Source organism: Hymenobacter sp. BRD128, from assembly GCF_013256625.1.
Lineage (GTDB): Bacteria > Bacteroidota > Bacteroidia > Cytophagales > Hymenobacteraceae > Hymenobacter.
In genome coordinates this window covers 544,111-556,421 of record NZ_CP053908.1, presented here as the reverse complement: position 1 = coordinate 556,421, position 12,311 = coordinate 544,111, and the positions used below count along the sequence as shown (strand labels likewise).

Here is a 12,311-nt window from a genome sequence, read left to right as displayed (position 1 = left end):
ACGCCAGCACAACAAACCACGCGCCTGCACGTTGGCGCTAGGGGCAACGGCGGCACTGGTGGGCTTTATTTTTTTTGCGTTTGCGTATGAATTTGTTTCGACTAGCCTATTCAATCGGTGGCCTGGGCCTGCTGGCCACCAGCCTGAGCGCTTGCCTCAAAGCACCGGAGTATTCCACTACGCCCTCTATCAGCTTCAACGACATTCAGGATATTCGCATTCAGCCAAAGCAGGCAGGCGGGCAGCCGCTCGACTCTATCCGCATGACCATCAACTACCAGGATGGCGACGGCGACCTGGGACTGACATCGGATGAGCGCAAAAACCCGCCCTACGACTACCAGAAGGGTGCCAACAAGTTTTATAATAATTTCTTCGTCGAGCCCTTCGTCCGCAACACCGTCACCGGCAAGTATGAGTCGGTAGTTTCGAAGGGCCTGACCACGGCCGGCGCCTACAACGGTGCGTTTCCGCACCCTACCACGACCACCGACAGCAAAGCCGCGCCCATCAAGGGCACGCTCACCTATGCTCCCATCGCCTTTGGCCTGGGCGATATCTTTCAACCCCGCGACAGCGTGCGTTTTGAGATATCCATTGCCGACCGCGCTCTGCACGTGAGCAATACCATTACTACCCGCAGCGTCTATATTCTGCCTCGCTAGCCGGTTGCCAGCCAAGCGTTTATTCCCAGCGAGGCCCCCGTTGCGCCTGCAAGCAGGTTGGCAGCGGGGTCCTTGGTTGTTTAATAAATAGCCGGGAAGCTAGCCGGGTCAGTTTCGCGCAGCAGCTCGTAGGCCGCGTCGAATACGTCCTCCGCATTGGGCTTGGAGAAATAGTCGCCATCCGAGCCGTAGGGCGGGCGGTGGGCCTGCGCGGCGATGCAGCGCGGCGCCGAGTCGAGCAGCTGGTAGGCCTGCTGGCCGTCGAGCACCTGCTGCATCATGTAGGCGGTGGCGCCGCCGGGCACGTCCTCATCGGCAAAGATGACGCGGCCGGTTTTGCGCAGGCTGTCGGCAATGAGCTGGTCGGTATCGAAGGGCAATAGCGTCTGCACGTCAATTACTTCGGTCGATATACCTACCTCGGCCAGCTGCTTGGCGGCGTCGAGCACAATACGGCACATTGAGCCGTAGGTGACGATGGTAAGGTCTTCACCCTGACGCAGTACCTCGGGACGGCCTAGCGGCAGCGTAAACTCGCCGATATTGGCCGGCAGCTTTTCCTTGAGGCGGTAGCCGTTCAGGCACTCAATGACGATAGCCGGCTCGTCCGAGCGCAGCAAGGTGTTGTAGAAACCCGCCGCCTGGGTCATGTCGCGCGGCACGCACAAGTGCATGCCCCGGATGGCTCCGAGTATCATTTGGATGGGCGAGCCCGAGTGCCAGATGCCCTCCAGCCGGTGCCCGCGGGTGCGCACGATGAGCGGCGCCTTCTGCCCGCCCTTGGTGCGGTATTGCAGGCAGGCCACGTCATCGCTCAATATCTGAATGGCATAGAGCAGGTAGTCCAGGTATTGAATCTCGGTAATGGGCCGCAGGCCGCGCAGCGCCGCCCCAATGCCCTGCCCCACAATGGTGCACTCGCGAATACCAGTATCCGTAACGCGCAGCGCGCCGAATTTCTCCTGCAAGCCCGCAAACGCCTGGTTTACATCGCCAATGTGGCCCACGTCTTCGCCGATGGCGAAGATGCGCGGGTCGCGCTCGAAGTTGGCCGTGAAGCAGGCTTGCAGCACCTCGCGGCCATCGACCAGGGGCGCGTCGGGCGCAAACTGCACGGGCACCTCCTCGATGTTGCCCACCGCCTCGTCGCTCTGGCTGAAGAGGTAGGAGTTGTAGCGGTCGGTATTTTCGGCCTCGCACTGCTCGAGCAGGCGCTGGGCGGCGCGGCGGCCGGCGCTGGGGCGGTTGCCGCGCACCTGGCGCAGGGCCCGGCGCAGCGTGCGCACAATGTCGGCCCGAATGGGCGTCACGTTGGTTTTTAAGGTATTGACCAGCTCGGCCAGGCTGTTTTCTTCGCCGGCCTCGGCCACCATCTTGTTGAGAATCACCAGCGCCTCTTCGCGCTCCTGCTGAATGGGGTCGAAAAATGCCGACCACGCCGTGGTGCGCGCCTGCTTGATGGTGGCGGCGGCCGTTTTTTCAATTTGGGCCAGTTCGTCTTCAGCAGCTAGGCCCTCGGTGAGCAGGTACTCGCGGAACTTCGTGAGGCAGTCGTGCTCCTCCTCCCAGCTCAGGCGGGCCTTGGGCTTGTAGCGCTCGTGCGAGCCGCTGGTGCTGTGGCCCTGCGGCTGCGTCACCTCGGTCACATGCACGAGCACCGGCACGTGCTGCTCGCGGCACACGGCGGCGGCGCGCTGGTAGGTATCCACGAGGCTCGGGTAGTCCCAGCCGCGCACCACAAAAATCTCGAAGCCGTCCTGGCCCTCACCTTCGCGCTGAAAGCCAGCCAGAATAGCCGAAATACTCTGCTTGGTCGTCTGATATTCAGCCGGCACCGAAATGCCGTAGTGGTCGTCCCACACCGACATCAGGAGCGGGATTTGCAGCACACCGGCCGCATTGATAGCTTCAAAAAACACGCCCTCCGAGGTACTGGCGTTGCCGATGGTGCCGAAGGCCACCTCGTTGCCATTCACCGAAAAGTCGGTGTACTGGTGCAGCGCCGGGTTTTGGCGGTAAAGCTTGCTGGCGTAGGCTAGCCCCACGAGGCGCGGCATCTGGCCGCCGGTGGGCGAGATGTCGGCCGACGAATTCTTGCTGGAAGTTTGGGGCTTGAACTTGCCGTCGTCGTCGAGCAGGCGGGTGCCAAAGTGGCCGTTCATGGCCCGGCCGGCGGTGCTGGGGTCGGCCTCGGGGTCGGCGTGGGCGTAGAGCTGGGCAAAATACTGCTGCCAGGTCAGCTCCCCGATGGCCACCATAAAGGTCTGGTCGCGGTAGTAGCCGGCGCGAAAGTCGCCATTTTGGAAGGCCCTGGCCATGGCAAGCTGGGGCAATTCTTTGCCATCGCCGAAGATGCCAAATTTGGCCTTGCCCATAAACACCTCGCGGCGGCCGGCCAGCGAGGCGTGGCGGCTTTCCCAGGCCAGGCGGTAGTCGGCGAGCAGCTCGGCTGAGGAAAGGGACAGGTGCACCGGGGTCGTACCAGATACGGTTGCGGCCGGGGCTAGCAGCGCGTCAGACATAAGAACAAGGTAATAGGATGGGTGGGTGGGAAAGCAGCAGTGCGATGCCGCAAATTTACGAAACAGCCCGGGGGCCGGCCGTATATTTGCCTGTAGCCCCGGCCGGCCAGGGTTAAGTAATTGTTAGTCTAGCACATTCGCCGGGCGATGGCCCGGCGCTTCTTCCCTATGCGACTCCTTTCTACCCTTGTTTTGTGCGTGCTGGCCCTGGCGGCCCGCGCCCAGGGCGTGCTCACCTTCGAGAGCACCGACCACGACTTTGGCAAGGTGCCCGAGGGCACGATGGCCACCTACGAGTTCAAGTTTAAAAACACGGGCAATCAGCCGATTGTGATTGCCAATGCCCAGGCTAGCTGCGGCTGCACCACGCCCGAGTGGACCAAGGCGCCCGTGATGCCGGGCAAGTCGGGCATCATCAAGGCCGTGTACAACAGCGCCGGCCGCCCCGGCGTATTTGCCAAGACCGTGACCGTGGTAAGCAATGCCTCCGAGCCCAGCAAAGTGCTTAGTCTCAAGGGCACCGTGCTGACCAAAGAAGAGCTGCGCGCTACCCTCACGCCGGCCCAGCTGGCCGCCTCGCCGCGCCTGGTGCTGGAGCGGCCAGGCTATGATTTTGGCCGCATCGAGGCCGGCACGCAGTCGGTGGCGCGCATCGGGGTGCGCAATACCGGCCCTAAGGATTTGGTACTGACTACCGTGTCGTCGCCGTGCTACTGCGTGGGCTACCGCGCGACGCCGGCACCTATCAAGCCCGGCCAGAGCGCCGTGGTGGAGCTGGTTTATGCCCAGCGCGCCGTGGGCCCGGCCACGGAGGTGGTCACGCTGGACTCGAACGACCTGCACGGCGATACCAAACTAACGCTTAAGGCCAACGTGGTGAAGGACTTAGTCCCCACCAGCCTCGTGAAGGAGAGCGGCGCCTCAGTGCCATTTAAGTAGGCGCTAGCCCCTCATTCAGCGTAAAGCCATGCCGGTTTGGCAGGGCTTTTTTTCGGGCCTGCTTATTGATTGATGTAGGTACATTATTTTTACCGAAAATTAACCTTAAGCGCCATGAGCCTCTCAACCTCCTCCCCCGCCGCCGAAACTTACGCCGTGCCCGCGGGCACCAGCATCGGCCACATTCACTTGCAAGTCACTGATATGAAGCGGGCGCTGGCCTTCTACCACGGCCTGCTGGGCTTTGAGGTGATGCTGGACATGGGCTCGGCGGCTTTTCTTTCGGCCGACGGCTACCACCACCACATCGGGCTCAATACCTGGCACAGCCAGGGCGGCCGGCCGGCCGTGCGCGAGGGCGTGGCGGGCCTCTACCACGCGGCGATTTTGTATAAAGACCGGGCGGGGCTAGCCACCGTGGTGAGGCGCCTGCTGCAAGCCGGCTACCCGCTGCGCGGCGCCTCCGACCACGGTGTGAGCGAGGCCATTTACCTCGACGATCCCGACGGCAACGGCCTGGAGCTGTACTGGGACCGCCCCCGCGCCGAGTGGCCCACCACGCCCGACGGCAAGCTGACCATGTACACGCACCCGCTCGACGTGCCGGGTTTGCTGCGCCTGGCGAACTAAAAGCCCGTCGGCAGTGTAGCAGCGGCCGTATCTTTACGGCACGTTTTCTCCTCTCCACTTCCCCCTCCCCTGCCCCATGCTTATCGGTGTTCCGAAGGAAATCAAGAATAATGAAAATCGCGTTGGCCTCACTCCGGCCGGCGTAGCTGAGCTGCGCAAGCACGGCCACTCGCTGCTGGTGCAGGCGAGCGCGGGCGAAGGCTCGGGCTTTACCGATGCCGAGTACGAGCAGGCGGGCGCCAAGCTGCTGCCCACCATTGCCGACGTGTACGGGCAGGCCGAGATGATTATCAAGGTAAAGGAGCCGATTGCCGAGGAGTATCCGCTCATCAAGGAGAATCAGCTGCTGTTCACCTACTTCCACTTCGCCAGCGGCGAAGAGCTGACCCACGCTATGATAGCCCGCAAGGCCATCTGCCTCGCGTATGAAACCGTGGAGCTGCCCTCACGGGCGCTGCCGCTGCTTATTCCGATGAGCGAGGTGGCCGGCCGCATGGCCCCGCAGGAAGGCGCCAAGTACCTGGAGAAGCCGCTGAAAGGCCGGGGCATTCTGCTGGGCGGCGTGCCCGGCGTGAAGCCCGCGCACGTGCTGGTGCTGGGCGCCGGCATCGTGGGCACGCAGGCCGCCAAGGTAGCCGCCGGCCTCGGCGCGCAGGTGACGGTGATGGACATCAGCCTGAACCGCCTGCGCGAGCTCGACGACTTCATGCCCAAGAACGTGGTGACGCAGTACTCCAACGAGTACAACATCCGCGAAGCCATCAAAACTGCCGACCTCGTGGTGGGCGCCGTGCTGATTCCGGGCGCCAAGGCCCCACACCTCATCACCCGCGACATGCTCAAGACCATGCGCCCCGGCACCGTGCTCGTGGACGTGGCCGTGGACCAGGGCGGCTGCATCGAAACCTGCAAGCCCACGACCCACGAAAACCCGACCTTCATCATCGACGACGTGGTGCACTACTGCGTGGCCAACATGCCCGGCGCCGTGCCCTACACCAGCACCCTGGCCCTCACCAACGCCACGCTGCCCTACGCCGTGAAGCTGGCCAACCTGGGCTGGCAGGAAGCCTGCCGCCGCGACGAGGCCCTGCGCCTCGGCCTGAACGTGGTGCACGGCGAGGTCGTGTACAAAGGCGTAGCTGAAGCCTGGAACCTGCCCTTAGTAGATGTGGATTCGGTGCTCGAAGGCGCCGCTGTGTAATGCGTAGCGCGGACTTTTAGTCCGCGTTTGCGCCGATTGAAACGCGAACTGCAAAGTTCGCGCTACTTAAAAAAAGCCTGCTGGATATACATCCGGCAGGCTTTTTTGTGCGCCCCGCCGGCCTGACTTAAACAAAAGGCCCTAGCCCGGTGTAGCTAGCACCCGTTAGTACGCATGTTGATTTTCGCCTTTCTCTCTACCCTGTTGCTAGCCCTTGGCTGGCTAGGCCCCACGCCGCAGCCGCAGGCAGCCAACCAGGCTAGCCAGCCGATGCTCAATTTTCCGGTGCCGGCCGGGGTCGTCAATCAGCTATTCTACCTCCAACGCGACCCTAATACTAACACTATCATTTACCAACTCAATGTGAACCGAGCAGGTCAGATTGATGAGGATGAGCCGATAAACGTGTTCTGGCTGCGCTACGACGAGCAGGGCCAGCGTAAGGACCTGAACTATATTCAGCGCAAATTTGCCTACGGCCTGAGCGCCGACAAGCTGGCGCCTGAGAAATACCAGCTAAAATTCGCGGCCTACAACAAGGTGCCGTTTTACTTGATGCGTTGGGGCGCTGACAAGACCTTCCACGTGTTCACGATTATCAACAATAAGCAAATCGTGCTCTCCCGCGTGTATTTGCGCATCGAGGGCGGCACGTTTTGGGTGCCCAACGTGCGCTATATCGAGTTTAAGGGCTGGGACGCGGCGACCCGCGCGCCGGTGGTCACGCGCATCGCGGTGTAGCCAGGGCCCTAGCCAGCCGCCAGCCGGCTAGCCTCGGCGTAGGTTGGAATATCGGCCAGACGCTCGTTTAGCCCCGCCTCAAAATCTACGCGCCAGCAGTAGTGCACCAAGCCATTGGTAAGCAGCAAGAACGGCGCGCGCATGGTTTGGTTGTAGGTGGCGGCCTGCTGGGCCACGGCCGGCGTAATGGCCACGCTCGGGCGCTTGCACTCTACCAGCAGCAGCGGCCGGCCGGCGGGGCCCAGCGCCACGAGGTCGGTGCGCTTCTGGCGCTGGTTGTAGCGGTGGCCGCGCTCCAGGCTGAGCAGGCCGCGCGGGTAGCCTAAGTGCCGCAGCAGGTACTGCGCTACGTGCTGGCGCACCCACTCTTCGGGGGTCAGGGCCACGTACTTGCGGCGCAGCTCATCCCATATTTCGGGGATATTCGCCAAATTTTGCCTAATTTTGTGGTCGAAAGGCGGCAGGTCCAGCACTTGCATCACCTCCAAAGGTACGGGTTTTGGTAGTCGCATTTCGCCTGGGTTTACCACCCGCCGCGCCGCCGTACCCTACCGGGTAGGCGGCTTTTTTCGTTTTGCCTACTCGCTAGCCTAGCCACATTCCCTTAGTAATCAACCATTAACCAACACCTTATGAAGACTAAAGAAGATATTGTTAATAACTGGCTGCCGCGCTATACGGGCGTGGCCCTGCACGAGTTTGGGCAGTACATCCTGCTTACCAACTTCAGCAACTACGTGTACATGTTTGCCGAGCAGTTTGGCGTGGAGGTGCGCGGCACCGACAAGCCGATGCAGTCGGCCACCTCGGGTGGCATCACCATCATCAACTTCGGCATGGGCTCGCCAATGGCGGCCACCGTCATGGATTTGCTGTCGGCCATCAAGCCCAAGGCGGCGCTTTTCCTGGGCAAGTGCGGCGGCCTGAAGAAGACCAAGCTCGGCGACCTGGTGCTGCCCATCGCGGCCATTCGCGGCGACGGTACTTCGGACGACTACCTGCCCAAGGAAATCCCGGCGCTGCCCTCCTTCCGCTTGCAGCGCGCCGTGTCGTCGATGATTAAGAAGCACGAATTGGACTACTACACCGGCACCGTGTACACTACCAACCGCCGCGTGTGGGAGCACGACCAGGACTTCAAGGATTACCTGAAGCGCGTGCGGGCCCTGGCCGTGGATATGGAAACGGCCACCATCTTCGTGGTGGGCTTCATGAATGACATTCCGCACGGTGCGCTGCTGCTCGTGAGCGACAACCCCATGACGCCCGAAGGCGTGAAAACGGCCGAGTCGGACTCAAAAGTGACGACCAACTTTGTGAAGCAGCACCTCCTGATTGGCATCGAGTCGCTGCTCGAACTCAAGAACTCGGGCGAGTCGGTGAAGCACCTGAAATTCGAATAGCCCGCCGAGCAGCTGCGCTGAACTTCGTTGGAGACGGATTTAACTGGCACGCTTGCCGGTGGCAGGCTATCTGGTTTGGGGGCGTTTTGGTGCGCCCGCTCTCTGGTGAGAACGGGCTTAGCTTTGCCCATGACCTTCGCTTTTTGAACTTTGCATACCGTTTTGTACCATGCGGCTTTTTTATAGACCTGGGAGTGCTTTAGCACTGGGGGCTGCGTTTGGGCTGGCTAGCTGCCAGCCTCAGCGCGAGGCCGTTGACCTCCTCGTGACGAATGCTACGGTGTATACCGTCGACTCGACTTTCAGCAAGGCCCAGGCGTTTGCCGTGCGCGACGGGCGCTTTGTAGCCGTGGGCACTACTGCCGGCTTGCAGGGGCGCTACCAGGCTAGCCAGACGGTAGATGCGCAGGGCCAGTTTATTTACCCGGGCTTTTACGATGCGCACTGCCACTTCTACCGCTATGCGCTGGGGCTGCGCTCGGCCAATCTGGTGGGAGCTAACTCGTGGGCCGAAACGGTGGGCCGCCTCACGGCGCACCGCCAGCAGCAGCCCGGCGCGGCGTGGCTCACGGGCCGGGGCTGGGACCAGAACGACTGGCCCGGCCGGCGCTTCCCCACTAAAGACACGCTCGACGTGCTGTTTCCGAACGTGCCCGTGCTCATCGCCCGCGTCGATGGCCACGCGGCGCTCGTCAACCAAAAGGCGCTCGACCTGGCGGGCATTACGGCGCGCACGCCCATCAGCGGCGGCGTGATTGGGCGCGACGCCCAGGGCCGCCTCACCGGCCTGCTGGTCGATAATGCGGTGAAGCTGGTGGCCGCCAAAATCCCCGAGCCCCGCCCCGCCGAGGCCGATGCTGCCTTGCTGCAAGGCCAGCAAAACTGCCTGGCCGTGGGCCTCACCAGCCTCGCCGACGCCGGCCTCGACCGCGCCGACATTGAGCGGATGGCTAGCCTGCAACGAGCCGGCAAGCTGCACCTGCGGCTCTATACCATGCTCAACCCCACGCCCGAGAACAAAGCCTATTACCTGCCGAAAGGGCCGTATTTCAGCGATAACCTCACGATTTCGGCTTTTAAAGTCTACGCCGATGGGGCGCTGGGCTCGCGGGGGGCGGCGCTGCTAGCCCCCTACACCGACCGGCCCCACGAGAAAGGGTTTTTACTGCAACACCCCGAATACTACCGGGCGCTGGCCAAAGAGCTGGCGTCTACCAAGTTTCAGATGAACACCCACGCCATCGGCGACTCCAGCAACCGGCTGCTGCTCGACATTTATGGCGCCGCCTTGCTGGGCCAGCCCGACCGCCGCTGGCGCATCGAGCACGCGCAGGTGGTGAGCAAGCAAGATATTCCGAAGTTTGGGAAATACCACATTGTGCCCTCGGTGCAACCCACCCACGCCACCTCAGACATGTACTGGGCCGGCGAGCGGCTAGGGGCGCAGCGCCTGCAAACCGCCTATGCCTATCAGGATTTGCTGAAGCAATACGGCCAGCTGGCGCTAGGGTCCGACTTTCCGGTCGAGGATATTAACCCGCTCTATGGCTACCACGCGGCCGTGGCCCGGCAAGATGCCAAGAACTACCCTAGCGGCGGCTTCCAGATGAGCAATGCCCTCACCCGCGAGCAGGCCCTGCGCGGCATGACCACCTGGGCCGCCCACGCCGCCTTCGAGGACAAGCGCAAAGGCCAGATTAAGCCCGGTATGCTGGCCGATTTTGTGGTGCTGAAAACCGACTTGCTGACCGCGCCCAATGAGCAGCTGCGCACCGCGCCCGTGCAGCAGACCTGGATTGGTGGTAAGCAGGTGTTTACAGCCAGGCCTTAAAAGCCATAAAAAAATCGTCGGCCATACTGAGCTTGCGACGCATCCGGCCAGCGTAGAACGGCTTGTTCTAACCTGATAAGATGCTGCGCAAGCCCAGCATGACCGCCGGTAAGGTCGGATTGATTTAAAACCCGCCGGGCTCGTCAGCCGAGCCACCATAGATGCCGGGTACCGCGATGTCGAGCAGGCGCAGGTACACCGTGAGCTGGCCGCGGTGGTGAATACTGTGGTTGAGCCCCATAATGCGCAGGGCGGCGCCCTTGGGGCGGTCCATGAGCAGTTGCTCGCCGCGCCGCAGCTGGAAGCCTTCGGTTAGCTTTTCGTCGTCGCTCGTACGTAGGGCCTGGCGCAGGTCGGCGCTAAACTGGTCGAAGCGGGCTAGCAGCTCGGCAGTGCTAGTGGGGCTGGGCGGCGGCTTAGGCGCGTTGGGGTCGAGAAAGTCGCGCTGGCTGGTTTCGATGAAAAGCTGCTTGAACCGCAGCAAGTTGACGATGTGCGAGGCCAGCGTGCCCATTTTCATCGACTTGGGGTGCGGCTGGTAGTCGAACTTATCGTCGGGAACGCGTTCGAGAACCTTGCGCGTCACGGCCAGCTCACGGTCGAGTTCTTCGAGGATATTCTGCTGGATGGAAGAAGTATGCATGTAGGGGGTGGAGAAAAGCGTTCGCTAGCTCAACCGAGGCGGCGCTAAACGGTTTGCGGGCGGCCCATTTCGGCCGGCGCTGAAGCGGGCGGCGGGGGTAGGTGGCTGGCACCCGGCACATCCTCGCGCAACTTCTTGCCGCGCAGCTGCAACAGGAAAATCAAGCCCAGGATGAAGAACACAATGAGCGCCAGGATGCTGTTGCGCATCGAGCCGGTTACCTGGTTAATGATGCCAAACGTGGCCGTCCCAATTACGATGCTGAGCTTTTCAGTTACGTCGAAGAAGCTGAAAAAGGCGGCCGAGTTAGGCGTATTTTCGGGAATAATCTTGGAGTAAGTCGAGCGGCTCAAGCTTTGAATGGCGCCCATCGTGAGGCCGATAACGGAGGCCAGCGCGTAGAAGCTCCAGCCAGCCTGCACGAAGTAGCCCGCGATGCAAATCAGCATCCAAATAAACACCGACCAGCTCAGGGCGCGGGTGTTGCCGATGCGCTCGCTGAGCTTGGCAAACAAATAGGCACCCGCAATGGCCACCACTTGCAGCAGCAAAATGGTGAGGATGAGCGCGCCCGAGTCGAGGTGCAGCTCGTCGGTGCCGAAGAGCGTGGCCACGTACATCACCGTTTGCACGCCCATGTTGTAGGTGAAATAGGCTAGCAAAAACTTCTTGACATTGGGCAATTGCTTGAGCTGGTCCCACACCTTGCCTAGCTCGCGGAAGCCATTGAGCAGCCAGCCGCCCTCGGCCGCCGGCGCATCGGCGGGGCGGCCCAGGTCGGGCGGCAGCGTGGCAAAGGGAATCTGGGCAAAACCGGCCCACCACAGGCCCGTCAGCAGAAAGGAAAGCTGCGCCGCGCGCGCGCCGCCGATACCAATTTTATCGTGAAACTGATTAATGACCAAGCAGATAACCAGCAAAATTACTGAGCCCACGTAGCCCATCGAAAACCCCTTGGCCGACAACGAATCGAATTTCTCCTCGGAGCTGATTTCGGGCAAGTAGGAATTGTAGAAAACGATGCTGCCCGAAAAGCCCACCGTGGCCGCCACAAAAATGAACGTGGACAGCGTGAGCGTAGCTGGCCCGAAGAAATACAGCCCCGCGCACGCCGCCGCCCCGATGTAGCAGAATACCTGCAAGAACAGCTTTTTTCGGCCCGAAAAATCGGCCAGCGACGTCAGAAACGGACTGACGATAGCAATGAGCAGAAACGAGACCGAAATGGCGTAGTTGAGCAACGACGAGCCCGGCACCTGCATCCCCAGGAAGTTCACCGGGCTCTGGCCATTGTCGGTGTGGGTAATCTGCTTAATAACACTCGACCAGTAAATCGGAAAAATCGAGCTGGTAATCACGAGCGGGTATACCGAGTTGGCCCAGTCGTAGAACGTCCAGCCGGTAGTGATGCGCTTGTTGTCTTTTTCGACGGTGCCGGGGGCGGCGGTAGCAGTAGGCTGCATAGAGAAGTCGTGAAGAAAGGATGCCCGAAGGTAGCGGCCAGCAAGCTAGCCGGCCAGCTTCTCACTCACAAGCAATCGTCCGCTTTGCCCCAAAGTGGCGCCCATTTTCTATGCTCGACGAGTAGATAGGTGGCTGTAGAAACGCATCCTTGTGTCTCAACACTGCCAGACCCGCCTGATGCCGATGCACAACAATTGCCTTCCATACGCATCAGCATTAATGCAACGTTGTTTCAAATAGTAAAACTTGGTTTATCTTTGAGAAGTGAA

General features: G+C 61.4%; 11 protein-coding genes. 7 read left to right on the top strand and 4 right to left on the bottom strand.

Going from position 1 to position 12,311, the window contains the following annotated elements; translation table 11 throughout:
* The first annotated feature begins 86 nt into the window (after positions 1 to 86).
* Positions 87 to 665 carry a hypothetical protein gene (locus tag GKZ68_RS02580; protein ID WP_173110447.1) on the top strand — a complete coding sequence of 193 codons (579 nt, stop codon included), beginning with the start codon at positions 87 to 89 and terminating at the stop codon, positions 663 to 665.
* Positions 666 to 745: 80 nt separating this feature from the next.
* Here the strand turns inward: GKZ68_RS02580 and GKZ68_RS02575 are convergent, their stop codons facing one another.
* Positions 746 to 3,187 carry a thiamine pyrophosphate-dependent enzyme gene (locus tag GKZ68_RS02575; protein WP_173110445.1) on the bottom strand — a complete coding sequence of 814 codons (2,442 nt, stop codon included), beginning with the start codon at positions 3,185 to 3,187 and terminating at the stop codon, positions 746 to 748.
* 168 nt (positions 3,188 to 3,355) lie between these two features.
* Here GKZ68_RS02575 and GKZ68_RS02570 point away from each other — a divergent pair, with 168 nt between their 5' ends.
* The 4 genes from GKZ68_RS02570 (at position 3,356) to GKZ68_RS02555 (ending at position 6,701) form a co-directional block, all read left to right on the top strand.
* On the top strand, positions 3,356 to 4,126 hold the full coding sequence (locus GKZ68_RS02570; protein ID WP_173110443.1) for a DUF1573 domain-containing protein: 771 nt from the start codon (positions 3,356 to 3,358) through the stop codon (positions 4,124 to 4,126).
* A gap of 114 nt (positions 4,127 to 4,240) precedes the next feature.
* Complete coding sequence (locus GKZ68_RS02565; protein ID WP_173110441.1) at positions 4,241 to 4,756, top strand: VOC family protein; 516 nt, start codon at positions 4,241 to 4,243, stop codon at positions 4,754 to 4,756.
* Between the two features lie 76 nt (positions 4,757 to 4,832).
* Positions 4,833 to 5,960, top strand: a complete 1,128-nt coding sequence (gene ald / locus GKZ68_RS02560) for an alanine dehydrogenase (RefSeq protein WP_173110439.1) — start codon at positions 4,833 to 4,835, stop codon at positions 5,958 to 5,960.
* Between the two features lie 174 nt (positions 5,961 to 6,134).
* Complete coding sequence (locus GKZ68_RS02555) at positions 6,135 to 6,701, top strand: DUF4833 domain-containing protein (protein ID WP_173110437.1); 567 nt, start codon at positions 6,135 to 6,137, stop codon at positions 6,699 to 6,701.
* An 8-nt stretch (positions 6,702 to 6,709) separates the two neighbouring features.
* Here the strand turns inward: GKZ68_RS02555 and GKZ68_RS02550 are convergent, their stop codons facing one another.
* A complete protein-coding gene (locus GKZ68_RS02550; protein ID WP_173110435.1) occupies positions 6,710 to 7,180 on the bottom strand; it encodes a type I restriction enzyme HsdR N-terminal domain-containing protein in 471 nt (156 codons plus the stop codon).
* Positions 7,181 to 7,333: 153 nt separating this feature from the next.
* Here GKZ68_RS02550 and GKZ68_RS02545 point away from each other — a divergent pair, with 153 nt between their 5' ends.
* Entirely contained in the window at positions 7,334 to 8,104 is a 771-nt protein-coding gene (locus tag GKZ68_RS02545) for an AMP nucleosidase (protein WP_173110434.1), read from the top strand.
* A 265-nt stretch (positions 8,105 to 8,369) separates the two neighbouring features.
* Complete coding sequence (locus tag GKZ68_RS02540; protein WP_367949198.1) at positions 8,370 to 9,935, top strand: amidohydrolase; 1,566 nt, start codon at positions 8,370 to 8,372, stop codon at positions 9,933 to 9,935.
* 124 nt (positions 9,936 to 10,059) lie between these two features.
* On the opposite strand, the gene GKZ68_RS02535 is transcribed toward GKZ68_RS02540, so the two are convergent.
* A complete protein-coding gene (locus tag GKZ68_RS02535) occupies positions 10,060 to 10,578 on the bottom strand; it encodes a DinB family protein (protein WP_173110430.1) in 519 nt (172 codons plus the stop codon).
* A 44-nt stretch (positions 10,579 to 10,622) separates the two neighbouring features.
* The gene (locus GKZ68_RS02530) at positions 10,623 to 12,041 is read right to left on the bottom strand and encodes an MFS transporter (RefSeq protein WP_173110428.1); all 1,419 of its coding nucleotides are present in this window, start codon (positions 12,039 to 12,041) and stop codon (positions 10,623 to 10,625) included.
* Positions 12,042 to 12,311: the final 270 nt, after the last annotated feature.